14 protein-coding genes are annotated in these 15,730 nt (G+C 71.4%); 10 read left to right on the forward strand and 4 right to left on the reverse strand.

From position 1 onward, the window contains the following. Positions 1-23: 23 nt before the first annotated feature. Together ACIBJG_RS32285 and ACIBJG_RS32290 are read right to left on the reverse strand one after the other, a co-directional pair. Positions 24-797, reverse strand: coding sequence for a transcriptional regulator (locus tag ACIBJG_RS32285; RefSeq protein WP_399312948.1), 774 nt, complete (start codon positions 795-797; stop codon positions 24-26). Beyond that, positions 794-1,216: a hypothetical protein gene (locus ACIBJG_RS32290; RefSeq protein WP_399312950.1), complete on the reverse strand. Its 423-nt coding sequence runs from the start codon at positions 1,214-1,216 to the stop codon at positions 794-796. The genes ACIBJG_RS32285 and ACIBJG_RS32290 overlap by 4 nt, the downstream gene beginning before the upstream one ends. Before the next feature lie 232 nt (positions 1,217-1,448). Between ACIBJG_RS32290 and hutU the strand changes: the two genes are divergently transcribed. The 4 genes from hutU to hutI are packed head-to-tail and all read left to right on the forward strand — an operon-like array spanning position 1,449 to position 6,998. After that, on the forward strand, positions 1,449-3,134 hold the full coding sequence (hutU, locus tag ACIBJG_RS32295; RefSeq protein WP_399312952.1) for a urocanate hydratase: 1,686 nt from the start codon (positions 1,449-1,451) through the stop codon (positions 3,132-3,134). A gap of 17 nt (positions 3,135-3,151) precedes the next feature. After that, positions 3,152-4,366: an allantoate amidohydrolase gene (locus ACIBJG_RS32300; RefSeq protein WP_399313034.1), complete on the forward strand. Its 1,215-nt coding sequence runs from the start codon at positions 3,152-3,154 to the stop codon at positions 4,364-4,366. After that, on the forward strand, positions 4,357-5,757 hold the full coding sequence (locus ACIBJG_RS32305) for a formimidoylglutamate deiminase (protein WP_399312954.1): 1,401 nt from the start codon (positions 4,357-4,359) through the stop codon (positions 5,755-5,757). The genes ACIBJG_RS32300 and ACIBJG_RS32305 overlap by 10 nt, the downstream gene beginning before the upstream one ends. Before the next feature lie 53 nt (positions 5,758-5,810). Next, positions 5,811-6,998 carry an imidazolonepropionase gene (hutI, locus tag ACIBJG_RS32310; RefSeq protein WP_399312956.1) on the forward strand — a complete coding sequence of 396 codons (1,188 nt, stop codon included), beginning with the start codon at positions 5,811-5,813 and terminating at the stop codon, positions 6,996-6,998. A 90-nt stretch (positions 6,999-7,088) separates the two neighbouring features. Here hutI and ACIBJG_RS32315 read toward each other — a convergent pair whose 3' ends face one another. After that, on the reverse strand, positions 7,089-8,072 hold the full coding sequence (locus ACIBJG_RS32315; RefSeq protein ID WP_399313036.1) for an RNA polymerase sigma factor SigF: 984 nt from the start codon (positions 8,070-8,072) through the stop codon (positions 7,089-7,091). A 280-nt stretch (positions 8,073-8,352) separates the two neighbouring features. On the opposite strand from ACIBJG_RS32315, the gene ACIBJG_RS32320 reads away from it, so the two are divergent. From ACIBJG_RS32320 to ACIBJG_RS32345, 6 genes are all read left to right on the forward strand, one after another. After that, a complete protein-coding gene (locus ACIBJG_RS32320; protein WP_399312958.1) occupies positions 8,353-8,721 on the forward strand; it encodes an STAS domain-containing protein in 369 nt (122 codons plus the stop codon). 227 nt (positions 8,722-8,948) lie between these two features. Continuing rightward, positions 8,949-9,497 (forward strand): ATP-binding protein, encoded by a 549-nt coding sequence (locus ACIBJG_RS32325; protein ID WP_399312960.1) that lies wholly within the window; start codon positions 8,949-8,951, stop codon positions 9,495-9,497. Between the two features lie 193 nt (positions 9,498-9,690). Beyond that, positions 9,691-10,371, forward strand: a complete 681-nt coding sequence (locus tag ACIBJG_RS32330) for an LPXTG cell wall anchor domain-containing protein (RefSeq protein WP_399312962.1) — start codon at positions 9,691-9,693, stop codon at positions 10,369-10,371. Positions 10,372-10,416: 45 nt separating this feature from the next. Beyond that, positions 10,417-11,463, forward strand: a complete 1,047-nt coding sequence (locus tag ACIBJG_RS32335) for a hypothetical protein (RefSeq protein ID WP_399312964.1) — start codon at positions 10,417-10,419, stop codon at positions 11,461-11,463. After that, on the forward strand, positions 11,460-12,578 hold the full coding sequence (locus tag ACIBJG_RS32340; RefSeq protein WP_399312967.1) for a hypothetical protein: 1,119 nt from the start codon (positions 11,460-11,462) through the stop codon (positions 12,576-12,578). The genes ACIBJG_RS32335 and ACIBJG_RS32340 overlap by 4 nt, the downstream gene beginning before the upstream one ends. A gap of 38 nt (positions 12,579-12,616) precedes the next feature. Beyond that, the gene (locus tag ACIBJG_RS32345; RefSeq protein WP_399313038.1) at positions 12,617-13,984 is read left to right on the forward strand and encodes a hypothetical protein; all 1,368 of its coding nucleotides are present in this window, start codon (positions 12,617-12,619) and stop codon (positions 13,982-13,984) included. A gap of 94 nt (positions 13,985-14,078) precedes the next feature. Here the strand turns inward: ACIBJG_RS32345 and ACIBJG_RS32350 are convergent, their stop codons facing one another. Beyond that, a complete protein-coding gene (locus ACIBJG_RS32350) occupies positions 14,079-15,575 on the reverse strand; it encodes a peptide MFS transporter (RefSeq protein ID WP_399312969.1) in 1,497 nt (498 codons plus the stop codon). Positions 15,576-15,730 lie beyond the last annotated feature (155 nt).

Consider the following 15,730-nt stretch of genomic DNA (forward strand, 5'->3'; position numbering starts at 1 on the left):
GGCACGCTGTCTGAGCGCGCGTATCACAGGGCCTCCAATGCGTCTCGGAGCCGGCGCAACAGGGCGACGTCGGGGTCGGCCGTGACCTCGGGCAGCGCGATGCGGGCGGCCGGGTCGGCCGGCTGCCGTACCGCGGCGACCAGTCCGGCGGCGGCCAGCCGGCGCAGGTCGACCAGGGTGTGGAACGCCGACCTGCCCAGTTCCTGCGCGATGTCCGTCGCCGTACGCACCCCGTCCACGCGCTCCAGCACGCGGCGCTGGCGCGGCGGCACGGGGGAGTCGGCCGGGCGGCCGGTGGCCACGAGCGGGGCGCTGTCGGTCACCGCGTCCGGCCAGATCCGGTCCAGCAGCTCCCGGCGCCGCAGCGTCTCGCGCTGCAGGGCGTCCACGGGGACGGGGCGCACGGGGCCGATCCAGTGGGCGACCCCGTAACGGAAGCGGGCCGGGGTCCGGGTCGGGGCGAGGGCGAAGAACGCCGCGTCGTACAGGGCGCCCAGGTGGCACAGCTCCAGGGCGCCGCCCGACACCCGGCCGCTGTCCACGAGGTAGCGGCCCACCCGCTGTCCGGCACCGGCCTGGGCGACGGCGTCCCACCAGCCCTCGCGGTGCAGCGCGCCGCCCCGGGTGAGCAGGACGTCGATGCCGGGGGTGGCCGGGCTCTCGGCGTGCACCACCTTGCCGTCGGCCAGGTAGAGGGTGCCGCGGTCGCGCATCAGGGCGCCGGTGGCCCGTTCGGCGGCGAGGCGCTGGAGCATGGGCGAGGGGGCGGCGGCCGGCGCCGGGGAGGCGGCTCTCATGCGAGGACCAGCCGCTCGGCCATCTCGCCCAGCCGTATCCGGGCGAGGGCCAGATTGCCCTCGGCGCGGTCCAGCCACAGGTGGAGGAAGACGCTGCTGTCGAAGTCCGTCTCGACGAACCGCAGGATGTGGTAGCTGGCGCGGGTGGTGACGATGACGTCCTCGACGGGCGGCGGGCTCCCCGTAACTCCCGTGCCGTCCCCGTCGGTTGACGCCTCGGGTAAGCCGGCCGCGAAGGCGGGCTGTTCGGCCGCCATCCGCGCCACTTCCGCCGTCTCCGCGGCGGTGGCCTCGTGATCGCCGTTGGGCGAGTCGCCGATGGTGCCGAGGGCGAGACCGCTCGTCCAGTCGACCACGGCGGCGCCACGGGCGCCGGGCAGTCTCATGACGTCGAGCAGGCATTCGTCGATTCCGGGCACGCGGACTCCCCTCCGACGCTGCGTGCGGCTGTGACCCCGAGGTTACGCAACGTGCTCGCTCCAGGTGGAGGTTCTGGCATTTTCCACAGGTACATGCCCGCGGTTCGGGAAAATGCCCCGCCACGGTCCGCGGACGGGTGCGCGCGCCCTTGTCCGCCACGCCCTGTTGACTGGAGCTATTCAGCCACCCAAGATGTGAATAGAAAATTCACAGTCGCGAGGAGGCATTGCCATGTCAGGACCCCGCCCCGTACGGGCACCGCGCGGTACCGGACTGAGCACCCTGGGGTGGCAGCAGGAAGCCGCGCTGCGCATGCTGCAGAACAACCTCGACCCCGAGGTCGCCGAGCACCCCGACAAGCTCGTCGTCTACGGCGGCACGGGCAAGGCGGCCCGCGACTGGCGCTCGTTCGACGCGATGGTCCGCACCCTGCAGACGCTCAAGCAGGACGAGACGATGCTCGTCCAGTCCGGGCGGCCGGTCGGTGTCATGCAGACGCACGAGTGGGCCCCGCGGGTCCTGATCGCCAACTCCAACCTGGTCGGCGACTGGGCGAACTGGGAGGAGTTCCGCCGCCTGGAGGCGCTCGGACTCACCATGTACGGCCAGATGACCGCCGGATCGTGGATCTACATCGGCACGCAGGGCATCCTGCAGGGCACCTACGAGACGTTCGCCGCCGTCGCCGCGAAGAAGTTCGGCGGCACGCTGGCCGGGACGATCACGCTGACCGCCGGGCTCGGCGGAATGGGCGGCGCCCAGCCGCTGGCCGTGACGATGAACGACGGCGTCGCGATCTGTATCGACTGCGACCCGCGCGCCATCGAGCGCCGCATCGAGCACCGCTTCCTGGACGTGGAGGCGGACAACCTGGAGCACGCGCTCCAGCTGGCCACCGAGGCGAGGGACGCGCGCAAGCCGCTCTCCATCGGCCTGCTCGGCAACGCGGCGGAGCTGCTGCCCCGGATGCTCGCCGAGGGCGCCCCCGTCGACATCGTCACCGACCAGACCAGCGCACACGACCCGCTGGCCTACCTCCCGCTCGGCGTCGACTTCGACGACATGGCCGATTACGCCACCGAGAAGCCCGCCGACTTCACCCAGCGCGCGCGGGAGTCGATGGCCCGGCACGTCGAGGCGATGGTCGGCTTCATGGACGCCGGTGCGGAGGTCTTCGACTACGGCAACTCGATCCGCGGCGAGGCCCAGCTCGCCGGATACGCGCGGGCCTTCGACTTCCCCGGCTTCGTGCCCGCCTACATCCGGCCGCTGTTCTGCGAGGGCAAGGGCCCCTTCCGCTGGGCGGCGCTCTCCGGTGAGGCCTCCGACATCCACAGGACCGACCAGGCGATGCTGGAGCTCTTCCCGGAGAACGAGTCGCTGCACCGCTGGATCAAGATGGCCGGCGAACGCGTCCAGTTCCAGGGCCTGCCCGCCCGCATCTGCTGGCTCGGCCAGGGTGAGCGGGACAAGGCCGGCGAGCGTTTCAACGACATGGTCGCCAGTGGCGAACTGGTCGCACCGCTGGCCATCGGCCGCGACCACCTGGACTGCGGCTCCGTCGCCTCCCCGTACCGCGAGACCGAGGCCATGCTCGACGGCTCCGACGCGATCGCCGACTGGCCGCTGCTGAACGCGATGGTCAACGTCGCGTCCGGTGCCTCCTGGGTCTCCATCCACCACGGTGGCGGCGTGGGCATGGGGCGCTCCATCCACGCGGGCCAGGTCACGGTCGCCGACGGTACGAAGCTGGCGGGCGAGAAGATCCGCCGGGTGCTGACCAACGACCCGGGCATGGGCGTCATCCGGCACGTGGACGCCGGGTACGACATCGCGGAGTCGGTCGCCGCGGAGCGCGGGGTCAGGATCCCGATGCGCGAGGGCGACCCGTCCGGCACGGACGGGACCGCCGCGTGAGCCCCACCTTCCACGCGATGTGGGCGTCGTTGCGGAACATCGGCCGCAACGCCGAGTCCGGCGGCTACCGGCGCTACGCCTGGACCGGGGCCGACGCCGACTGCCGCCTCTGGTTCCGGATGCAGGCCGAGGCCCGCGGCCTCGACTGCGAGGTGGACCGCAACGGCAACCAGTGGGCCTGGCTCGGCGACCCCCTCGCGGGGGACGCCGTCGTCACCGGCTCGCACCTCGACTCCGTGCCGGACGGCGGAGCCTTCGACGGGCCGCTCGGGGTCGTCTCCTCCTTCGCCGCGCTCGATGAACTCCGCCGCAGGGGAGTGGAGTTCACCCGGCCGCTGGCCATCACCAACTTCGGTGACGAGGAAGGGGCCCGCTTCGGTCTCGCGTGCGTCGGCTCCCGGCTCGCCGCCGGGCAGCTGACCGTCGAGGCCGCGCACCGGCTGCGCGACGGCGACGGCATCACGCTGCCGCAGGCCATGGAGGCGGCCGGGTACGACCCCGACGCCATCGGCCCGGACCCCGAACGGCTCGCCCGTATCGGCGCGTTCGTCGAACTCCACGTCGAGCAGGGCCGCGCCCTCGACCTCACCGGCGACCCGGTCGGCATCGCCTCCGCGATCTGGCCGCACGGCCGCTGGCGCTTCGACTTCCGGGGCGAGGCCAACCACGCGGGCACCACCCGGCTCGCCGACCGCCGCGACCCGATGCTCACCTACGCCGAGACCGTGCTGGCGGCCCGCCGGGAGGCGGAACTCGCCGGCGCCCTCGCCACCTTCGGCAAGATCGCCGTCGAGCCGAACGGTGTCAACGCCATCCCCTCCCTCGTGCGCGGCTGGCTCGACTCCCGCGCCGCCGACCAGGACGCCCTGGACACCGTCGTCGCCGGCATCGAGCGGGCCGCCCGGGAGCACGCCGCACGGGCCGGGATCGACCTCGACGTCGTGCGGGAGTCCTTCACGCCCGTCGTGGAGTTCCAGCACGCCCTGCGCGACGAGCTGGGCGCGATCCTCAAGGGATCCGCCGTCCGCGACACCGGGCGCGACGTGCCCGTGCTCGGCACCGGAGCCGGACACGACGCAGGTATTTTGTCCGCTTCGGTCCCTACCGCCATGCTGTTCGTACGGAACCCCACCGGGATCTCGCACTCGCCGGCCGAGTACGCCGCCGAGGACGACTGCTTGGCCGGGGTGATCGCACTCGCCGACGTACTGGAAGGTCTCGCGTGCCGCTGACGACGGAAGTGACGGGCAAGCCCGCCGAACACCGACTTCCCACCGTGACGTACTGGCTGTCCCATGCCTGGCTCGGTACCCATGTCGAACCGGACGTCGTCCTGGAGGTGTCCGACGGGCGGATCGCCGGGGTGCGGACCGGCGTCGACGCCCCGCCGCCCGGTGCGACCGTGCTGCGCGGCCTCACCCTGCCGGGTCTCGCCAACGCCCATTCGCACGCCTTCCACCGCGCCCTGCGCTCCACCGTCCAGGTCGGCTCCGGCACCTTCTGGACCTGGCGCGAGACCATGTACCAGGTCGCGGCCCGGCTCACCCCCGACACGTACTACGACCTGGCCCGTGCCGTGTACGCGGAAATGGCCCTGGCCGGCATCACGGCGGTCGGCGAATTCCACTATCTGCACCACGCGCCGGGCGGCACCCCGTACGACGACCCGAACGCGATGGGGGAGGCCCTGATCGCGGCCGCCCGCGAGGCCGGCATCCGGATCACCCTGCTGGACACCGCCTATCTCGCCGCCGGATTCGGCCGCAGGCCCTCCCAGTACCAGAAGCCCGACCAGCACCAACTGCGCTTCTCCGACACCACAGCCGACGCCTGGGCGGAGCGCGCCTCGCTGCTCAAGAGCGACGAGAACACCCTGATCGGCGCCGCCGTCCACTCCGTGCGGGCCGTCCCCGCCGATCAGCTCTCCACCGTCGCCCGGTGGGCCGAGGAGAGGAACGCCCCGCTCCACGTCCACCTCTCCGAGCAGACCGCGGAGAACGACGCCTGCCTCGCCGCCCACGGCCGCACCCCCACCCGCCTCCTCGCCGACCACGGGGTCCTCGGACCGCGCACCACCGGCGTCCACAACACCCACCTCACCGGCGAGGACATCGAACTCATCGGCTCGACGGCCACCGGCACCTGCATGTGCCCGACCACCGAACGCGACCTGGCCGACGGCATCGGCCCCGCGGTCGCCCTCCAGCGCGCCGGATCCCCGCTCTCCCTGGGCAGCGACAGCCACGCCGTGATCGACCTCTTCGAAGAGGCCCGCGCGATGGAGCTCAACGAGCGCCTGCGCACCCGCACCCGCGGCCACTGGACGGCCGCCGCCCTGCTGCGCGCCGCCTCCGCCGACGGCCACGCCGCACTCGGCCGGCCGGACGCGGGCATCCTCGAACCGGGCGCCCCCGCCGACCTCGTGACCGTCGCCCTCGACTCCGTCAGAACGGCGGGGCCGGTGCCACGGCTGGCAGCCGAGACAGCCGTATTCGCCGCCTCCGCGGCCGATGTGCGCCACACCGTGGTCGCGGGCCGGCACATCGTCCGCGACGGCCATCACGCGTCGGTCGACGACGTGCCCGGAGCGCTGGCGAAAGCCATCGCGGCCCTGCACCACTGAGCACCCAGGCGGTGACCCCTCCACCGCCCTCGCGTAAGGAGAGCAGTCCCCCGATGACGACGACCGCCATCACCCACATCTCCGCACTGGTCACCAACGACCCCTCCCTCGGCGACAGTTCCCCCCTCGGACTGATCCAGGACGCGACCGTCGTCATCGAGGGCGACCGGGTCGTCTGGACCGGTGAATCCAGCAAAGCACCTGCCACTGACAACGCCGTCGACGCGGGCGGCCGGGCCGTGATCCCCGGCTTTGTCGACTCCCACTCCCACCTCGTCTTCGCGGGCGACCGCACCCAGGAGTTCAACGCCCGGATGTCCGGCCGCGCCTACAGCGCGGGCGGGATCAGGACCACCGTCGCCGCCACCCGCGCCGCCACCGACGAGGAGCTCTCCGCCAACGTCGCCCGCTACCTCGCCGAGGCGCTGCGTCAGGGCACCACGACGTTCGAGACCAAGTCCGGGTACGGCCTCACCGTCGAGGACGAGGCCCGTGCCCTGCGCATCGCGGCCCGCCACACCGACGAGGTCACCTTCCTCGGCGCCCACATCGTCTCCCCGGACTACGCGGACGACCCGGCCGGTTACGTCGACCTGGTCACCGGCCCGATGCTCGACGCCTGCGCGCCCCACGCGCGCTGGATCGACGTCTTCTGCGAGAAGGGCGCGTTCGACGGGGACCAGGCCCGGGCGATCCTGACCGCGGGCCGCGCCAGGGGCCTCCACCCCCGGATCCACGCCAACCAGCTCGGGCACGGCCCCGGCGTCCAGCTCGCCGTCGAGCTCGATGCCGCGTCCGCCGACCACTGCACCCACCTCAGCGGCGCCGACGTCGACGCCCTGGCCCAGTCGGCGACCGTCGCCACGCTGCTTCCCGGCGCCGAGTTCTCCACCCGGGCCGCCTGGCCCGACGCCCGCCGCCTCCTGGACGCGGGCGCCACCGTCGCGCTCTCCACGGACTGCAACCCGGGCTCCTCGTTCACCTCGTCCGTGCCGTTCTGCATCGCCCTCGCCGTCCGAGACATGGGCATGACCCCCGACGAGGCGCTCTGGTCCGCCACCGCCGGTGGCGCGGCCGCCCTGCGCCGCGACGACGTCGGCCGGATCACCCCCGGCGCCCGCGCCGACCTGGTGGTCCTGGACGCCCCCAGTCACGTCCACCTCGCCTATCGCCCCGGCGTCCCCCTCGTCCACGAGGTCTGGCGGAGCGGCGAGCGGGTCGTGGCACCCCACCGCGGCTGACCGGGCAGCCGGAAACGCGGAAGGACCTGCCCCTCGGCGGGGCAGGTCCTTGATCCGGCAGTCCCCGCAAGCGCGTTGCGGGGTGCTCGCTCATTCCTCCAGGGTCAGTCCCTTGCGGAGCTTGACCAGGGTGCGGGAGAGCAGTCGCGACACGTGCATCTGCGAGATGCCGAGCTCCTCGCCGATCTCCGACTGCGTCATGTTGGCGACGAACCGGAGCGAGAGGATCGTCCGGTCGCGGCCCGGCAGGGAGGCGATCAGCGGCTTCAGGGACTCGACGTACTCGATGCCTTCGAGCCCGTGGTCCTCGTAGCCGAGCCGGTCGGCCAGCGCGCCCTCGTTCTCGTCCTCCTCGGGCTTGGCGTCCAGCGAGCTCGCGGTGTACGCGTTGCTCGCGGCCATGCCCTCGAGGACCTCGTCATGGGTGATGCCGAGGCGGGCGGCGAGCTCGCCCACGGTGGGCGACCGGTCCAGCTGCTGGGCGAGCTCGTCGCCCGCCTTGGCCAGGTCGAGCCGCAGCTCCTGCAGGCGGCGCGGTACGCGCACGGACCAGCTGGTGTCGCGGAAGAAGCGCTTGATCTCGCCGATGATGGTCGGCATCGCGAAGGTCGGGAACTCGACGCCCCGGCTGAGTTCGAACCGGTCGATCGCCTTGATCAGGCCTATGGTGCCGACCTGGATGATGTCCTCCATCGGTTCGCTGCGTGAGCGGAACCGGGAGGCGGCGAACTTGACCAGGGCCAGATTCAGTTCGACGAGCGTGTTGCGTACGTAGGAGTACTCGTGCGTGCCCTCTTCGAGGGATTCCAGCCGGGCGAAGAGCGTCTTCGACAGGGCCCTGGCGTCCAGCGGCCCCACTTCGGAGTAGGGCGGGATCTCGGGAAGTCCTTCGAGACCGGTCACCTCTTCGGTGCCGAGGCTGTCTTCGGTACTGCGGGTGTCACTGCCACTGCTGGTGGTGCGGTTGCGCGTGCCGTCCAGGACGGCCGCAGCAGGGGAGTCTGATTCGGTCAGTCCCTGAGGACATGCTGACGTCGCGTTGTGGGTACGCGGTTCGTCGAGCCGGGGTGACATGGTCTCCTCCATCGTTCTCGGCATATGGCTGCCGATGCCCATACGTGTTCCTGCGGTGAAGCGGCGCCTCCAAGCCGGCCGTGTTTTGGGTGTCCCCCTACCCTTACCCGGTCCTTGCGGGTCGTTACAACCTCCAATTGACGCCATATGTCCGGTTTGTTGAGGTCTTCGGCTACCGCGTGGCGCACGAAACGCGTACTGTTTTAAGAACGTCAGCGACAGCTGCAACTCATCTGCATGCGTGTTGATGCAGACAGTGACGAGACGAAGAGGGACGGGCATGGACCGCGGGACGGTCGGCAGCGCGAACCGGGGTCGGCTTCAGGTCGAGGCCCGGACCGAGGGCCGCAGTGAGGTTGTCACGCCGGTGGGTGAGCTCGATCACCACACGGCGGACCTGCTGCGTGAGCCCTTGGAGCACGCGGTCGAGCAGGGGCGCGTGCGCCTGGTGGTCGACTGCTCACAACTCGAGTTCTGTGATTCCACCGGGCTGAACGTGCTGCTCGGTGCCCGCCTCAAGGCGGAGGCGGCCGGGGGAGGGGTCCATTTGGCCGGAATGCTGCCGGTGGTGGCACGGGTGTTCGAGATCACCGGGGCGGAGGCGGTATTCACCGTCCACGCCTCCCTCGAAGAGGCCCTGGACACCTGATCGTGGCGCGTTTCGACGCCCCGGGCGATCCTTCTGTCGCCCGCCTCACGCGTTCCGCGTAAGTGAAGTGGGTGTTGTCACGATACGGCCGGGCAGAAGACACCTCGGCGAGCGGTGGGAGACCTGCACGCTTCGTGTCCGTGCGGTACCTGTATCAGTGTCCGTATCAATATGCGTTTCTGTATCTGTTCGATGGCGACATGGTGAATCGGTGAGGTGAAGCGCTGATGAGCACCACCCGGCAGCATCCGCCGGGCGACCTCGGCCGCGAGCCGGAGGACGCAGGCGTGGGTGCACGCGCCGACGCGGGTGGGCGTGCGGACGTGCGTTCCGACGTTCCCTCCGCCGCGCACGTCGAGCCTGCGGAGCGGCAGTGGCGCACGCTGTCGTTGCGGCAGGTCAGCGGCATCGTGCCGACGGCCCGGGATTTCGCCCGCCAGGCGCTCCATGACTGGGGCTGGCTCCCCGCCTCGACCGCCGACCGCCGTGCCGCCGCAGAGGACGTCCTGCTCGTTGTCTCCGAGCTGGTCACCAACGCCTGCCTGCACGCGGACGGCCCCGACGAGCTCCGCATCGCCTGCACGTCGAAGGCCCTGCGGGTGGAGGTCGCCGACGGCGGCGCCGGACAGCCCGCGCCCCGCACCCCGCACCGGGCGGGACGGCCCGGCGGCCACGGCATGTTCATCGTGCAGCGGCTCTGCCTGGACTGGGGAGTCGTACGGGTGCCGGGCGAACCCGGCAAGACCGTCTGGGCGGAGCTGGCCGCCCCCGCATAGCCCCTGAGCGGGTTTTCCCTGCTCGTCCCCCCGGGCTCGTACGCCCCTCGAAGAGCGCGCCGGATCGGCGCGCTCTTTGTCTTCCCTCCACAAGGCCCCGGGCGTACCTTGAGCGCCCAATCTGATGTGTCGTCAGTTATTTGTGCCGCAGTGAAGCGGCGCGCGGCGACTCCCGGCATGAGGGGAACTCGAGGTGTCGTACCAGAAGCGAACAGCTCTCGCGCTGGCGTCCGGGCTGGCGAGCGCGGTGGTGATGCTGGCCGCGCCCGCCGCCCACGCGACCGCCGTCGACGTCAACTACAAGTGCAAGACCCCGATCGGTGACAAGGCGGCCATCTCGCCGATCGACATCAAGAGCGTCAAGAGCGGCAGCGGCTACAAGCTGACCATGTCCTGGTCGAAGGGCGTGTCCTCCAGCCCGGTCGAACTGGGCAAGGGGGCGATGAACCCCAGCGCCGTGATCAAGGTGGGCGGCGCCGACCCGGGACAGGTCCAGGTCTCCGGCCCGGCCAACTCCGCGGCCATCCCCGCCAACAGCCCCATCAAGATCAGCGACCTGACGGGGACGTACACCCCGAAGAAGAGCGGCAAGGTCGACTTCACCGCCGGTGTGCTCACCATCAAGGCGCTCGGTACGACGACGACCTGCACCCCGTCGAACAACCCGGGCCCCTCGCTCTCCCTCGACGTAACGGCGGCGGGCGGCGGCGGTACCAGCGGCGGCGCGACCACGCCCGACACCGACACGTCGCTGCCCAAGACCGGACCGATGGACTCGGCGGTGGCGCTCGGCACCCTCGGCGGCACGGTGCTGCTGGCCGGCGCGGCCGGGGTGCTGTGGCTGACCAGGCGCGGGCAGCGGGCCACGGGCTGACCCCCGCGCGAACCGCCGCCGCCGTCACGCACCAGGGAGCCGCCCATGCCGCCGTTGACCGGTCACGCCACCCGCCCCGCCCCCGCGCACGCCGTCGGACCGTTGTCCGCCGCGCGGCGGCTGGCCCGTGCCCTGCCGCTGCTCGCCGCCCTGTGGTGCACCCTCGCCACGGTGCCGGTGGCCGGTGCCACCGAGCAGCCGGTCGGACCCGTGTGGACGGCGCAACCCTCGGTGAGCGGCCCCGGGAGGGGTGAGGGCAGACCGTACTTCTACCTGGAGGGCCTGCCCGGCAGTGTCCTTCAGGACCGGCTCTCGGTCACCAACCCCGGGCCGGAGCCGGTCACCGTACGGCTGCGCGGTGCCGACGCGTACAACACGGACGACGGCGGGTTCGCGGTGCGCGGCGCGACCGGTTCCACCGGGACCGGGGCATGGCTGCGGACGGCGAGCTCCGAGGTGACGGTGCCCGGCCGGACCAGGGCCGACGTGCCGGTCACCTTCACCGTGCCCGAGGACGCGCGGCCCGGCGACCACCCGGGCGCGATCGTCGCGGAGAGCGGCGGCCGCGCGGTGGGCGTACGGGTCCAGCTGCGGGTCGGCGGGCCGACACTGGCCGCGCTCACGGTGGAGGACGTGAAGCTGACCGGCGGGACCATCCACTACACGCTGGTCAACCGGGGCAACGCGGTCCTCGTACCGCGCCTGTCCGTCAGCGCGGACGGAGTGTTCGGGACCTTGCTTCGGCGCGGCGCCCGCACCCTGCCCGTCGAACTGCTGCCCGGCCGGCGGGTGCGGCTCACCGAACCGTGGCGGGACGCCCCCGCGCTCGACTCCGTCACCGTACGGCTGCGCGTCACGGCGGCGGGCGGGGCGCACGGCGAGGCGACCGCCTCGGCGGCCTTCGTGCCCTGGGTGCCGGTGACCGGCGGCGCGCTCCTCCTCCTGGCCGCCGTCGCCGCCGGTGTGTACGCCTTCCGGCGCCGGAGGGCGGCGCGGCGGGGCGCGGACGACGACGCCGGGATCGCACCGGCCCCGGACCATCGACAGAACTCCGACGAGAGGTACTTGGTGAAGGCGGGAGCGGAATCGTGACTGGACGGACCGGACCGGCGGCATTCCGGAGCGACGGCCGCGGGCGGGCAGCCGCGCTGCTCGCCGTACTGCTGGCCGCGATACTGCCCGCCCTGCTGCTGACCGCGACCGGGGCCGGGGCCGAAGGGCGCAGCGCGGCGGACCCGAAACCCGTGGTCACCCTCTCGGAGAAGCAGGCGGGCAAGGGGGGTGAGATCACTGTCAAGGGCAAGGCCTGGCGGTCCGACACCCTGCTCATGATGCTGATCTGCGGGCAGTCCACCCCCGCCCGGGGCGTGATCGGCGGCACCAACTCCTGCGCCAACGCGGACGGCCGCGCCGTCACCACGGACAAGAAGGGTGCCTTCAGTAAGAAGCTGCCGATCGCCGAGCCGCCCGTACCCTGCCCCTGCGTGGTCCATGTCGCCACGGTCACCGGCGAACAGGCCCTGGCGGACGCGGCGTTCGTGGTCGCGGGCCACCCCGTCGCCGCGCTCCCGAAGGAGACCGGCAACGGGAAGCTCGCCGTCCTCGCGGCCACCCGCCTCGAGGGCGACAGCGGGCTTCTGACCTGGTTCGGTGCCCCGCCGTCGCGCCGGCTCGTGTTCACCGTCGGCAACCTGGGCTCCGCGCCGGTCAAGGACCCGGTCTTCCGGGTCGGCACCGCGCACGGCGTCTATGCCGCGCAGTGGGAGGAGCGGCAGTGGCGCGGGACCGTCGAGCCCGGCCGCAAGGCCCGTATCGAGCTGCCTGTCGAGCTGACGGCCGGAGCCCACGGCGACTACCAGATCTCGCTGAAGTACGGCACGAAGGTGCTGGCCGAGCAACCGTGGGGGGTCGGCCGCCCGTGGGGCGTGACGCTCTTCTGGATCCTGCTCTGCCTCGTCGTGCCCGCGGCCGTGTTCCGTATCGGCATGGCGGTCGTCGACAAGGTGCGGCCGCGCCCCGGGCACGCGGCGGGCCGTCGTGCGTCCCCGCGCACCGGCGCGACCGTGAGGTTCCCCAAGCTGCGGCGTGCCCCGGCTCCGGCCGCGGGCCCCGCGCCGCCCACGAGCACGACCACGGCCGCGCTGCCGTGGTTCACCCCTGATTCCGCACCGTCAGAGCACAGACCGACGACGAAGGGACATTCGTGAGTACGCAACGCAGGACGGTCGCGGCGGGAGTCGCGATGATGATCGGCGGGGCGGGCATGCTGCTGGCCGCGAGCCCGGCCCAGGCCGCCGACATCTCGTACAAGACGGAGTGCATACCCCCGGCCATCTCCGGACTGCCGCCCGTCGAGGGCACCACCAAGGTGCAGCTGACCGCGCCCGCCACGGCGAAGGTCGGGGACACCGTCGAGGTCGTGTGGAAGACGGTCCAGGGCGCCTCGGACAACCCCGACGTCCTCGATCTCGAAAAGGACACCATCAAGCCGACCGGAACCATCAAGCTCGGTGGCGCCGCGACCGGAGATCTGAAGATGGAGGGGCCGCGGCAGAATCCGCCGATCCCCAAGAAGAGCCCGATGGTCGTGTCGGACATGAAGGGCACCCTGAAGCTGGAGAAGGCGGGTGATCTGACGCTGACGCCGGACGCGTACGCCCTCAACGTCTCCAAGCCGATCTCCACGGACACCAAGTGCACCCCGAAGGAGACGGTCCAGCCGGGCGCGACGATCAAGGTCACGGACGGCGGCGGATCCACCACCGGCGGTACGACGGCCGGAGGCACGACGGCGGGTGGCACGACGACCGCCGGTGGCACGACGACCGCCGGGGGCACGACGGCGGGCGGCACCACGAGCGGCGGCACGACGACCACCGGCGGTACGACCTCCGGCGGCACCGACAGCGGCGGAACGACGACCGCGGGCGGTACCTCCGGCGGCAGCGGCGGTGCGACCGACTTCCCGGGTAAGGAAGTCGTCGTGAACTACGCCTGCAAGTCGCCGGGTCCGCAGGAGGGCATCGCCACCAAGGTGACGATCAACGCCAAGAAGAACGGCGGGAGTTACGCACTCACCGTCAAGACCGCCAAGAACGTGATGAACAGCCCCGCCCCGCTGCCCGCCGGAGCGCTCAAGCCGTCCATGAAGATCGTCATCGGCGGAGCCGACAAGGGATCCGTCACCGCGACCGGGCCGGGCAACCCCGATCCCCTGGAGACGGGCAAGCCGGTCAACCTGCCCGACATGACCGGCACGTACAAGCCGGGTGCCTCCGGCAAGTCCACCCTCACCCCCGGCGCCCTGACGATCGACGTCATGCTCGGCGGTCAGAAGATCAACATCCCGTGCACGGTCAAGGGCACCCCGCAGGCGTCCCTCGAACTCGACACCACCGCCCAGGAAGGCGGTGCCTCCGGAGGTGACACCACGGGCTCCGGCGGAGCCGCGGCGGCGGGCGGCGGCACGGCCTCCGGCGGCGGGCTCGCGGCCACCGGTGCCGAGGACAACGGCTCCCTGCGCGCACTCGGCCTGGTCGCCGGCACGGCGATCCTGCTGGGCGGCGCCGTGTTCACGTTCACCCCGTGGCGCCGGCTGCGCGCCGGCAGGTGAGCTGAACCGGGACTCCGTACCCCGTACGCATACGGAAGGGGCCGCCGCACCGTGGAAACGGTGCGGCGGCCCCCTGCGTCGTGGAGCAGCGAGGTCAGCTCGCGTCGCTCATGTGCTGCGTGACCTTCTTGCGGTACATCCAGATGCCGACACCGGCGATGACCGCGAGGACCGCCTCGAAGGCGACGGCCCCCGAGGTGTTCAGATCGACCCCGAGCTGCGGGGACGTCAGGAGACCGGTCACGGAGTCGCCCGCGGTGACCGCGAGGAACCAGACACCCATCATCTGGGAGCTGTACTTCGCCGGGGCCATCTTCGTGGTGACCGACAGGCCGACCGGGGAGAGGCAGAGCTCGGCGACGGTCTGGATGAAGTAGATCGCCACCAGCCACATCGGGCTGACCCTGCCGCCGTTGGCCGCGGTGTCGATCAGCGGGATCATGAAGACGACGAAGGAGATGCCGATCAGCACGAGGCTGGAGGCGAACTTGACGGCGGTGCTCGGCTCCTTGCCGCGCTTGTTCAGCCACAGCCAGCCCGAGGCGACCACGGGGGCGATCGCCATGATGAAGATCGGGTTCAGCGACTGGTACCAGGACGTCGGGAAGTCGATGCCGAACACGCTGTTCGTCGTCGAGTTCTCACCGAAGATCGACAGGGTCGAGCCGTTCTGGTCGTAGATCATCCAGAAGACGGCGGCGACCACGAAGAACCAGATGTAACCCGACAGCTTGGACTGCTCGGTGTTCGTCAGTTCCTTGTCGCGCTTCATGCGGACCAGGACGGCGACCGGAATGATCAGCCCGGCGATGGTGATCGGCAGCAGCGCCCAGTCGGCGAAGTTGCCGGTGATGGCGAGCAGGCTGTAGAAGACCGCCGCGACGATCAGCCAGACCAGGCCCTTGCGCAGGACCGAGCGCTTCTCCTGCTCCGTCGCCGGGGTGGAGACGACGTCGCTCTCCGGGCTCAGGTGGCGGGTGCCGAGCATGAACTGGGCGAGACCCAGGGCCATGCCGATCGCGGCGAGCGCGAAGCCGAAGTGCCAGTTGACGCTCTCGCCGACGGTGCCGATGGTCAGCGGGGCGAGGAAGGCGCCGATGTTGATGCCGATGTAGAAGAGCGTGAAGCCACCGTCACGGCGCGGATCGTCCGGGCCCTTGTAGAGGTGGCCGACCATCGTGGAGATGTTCGCCTTCAGCAGCCCGGAGCCGAGCGCGACGAGCACGAGACCCGCGAAGAAGGTCGCCGAGTTGGGTACGGCAAGCGTGATGTGGCCGAGGATGACGACACCGCCGCCGATGGCGACCGTCTTGCGCGGCCCCCAGAAGCGGTCGGCCATCCAGCCGCCGGGCATGGCGAGCAGGTAGACCATCGCCATGTAGACGGAGTAGATCGCCGTCGCCGTGGTGGCGCTCATGTGCATGCCGCCGGGCGCGATCAGGTACAGCGGGAGCAGTGCCTTCATGCCGTAGAAGCTGTAGCGCTCCCACATCTCGGTCATGAAGAGCGTGGCCAGGCCGCGGGGGTGGCCGAAGAAGGTCTTCTCACCACCCGCGGTGCTCGCCGGGTCCTTCGTCAGGCTGGACGCCATGATCGATCCTTGCTTGCTCGGGACGCGTGGCTCGTGAGCGGTACGCGCCCGGTGGGGGGAGGCCGGCACCGACGCGGGTACGCCCACCACGTCGGGATCCACGCCCGGAACGCCTTCATCGGCGTACCGGGCCCGGCCCACAGGTCATTCACTGA

It is taken from the genome of Streptomyces sp. NPDC050422 (genome assembly GCF_044458665.1).
Classification (GTDB): Bacteria; Actinomycetota; Actinomycetes; order Streptomycetales; family Streptomycetaceae; genus Streptomyces.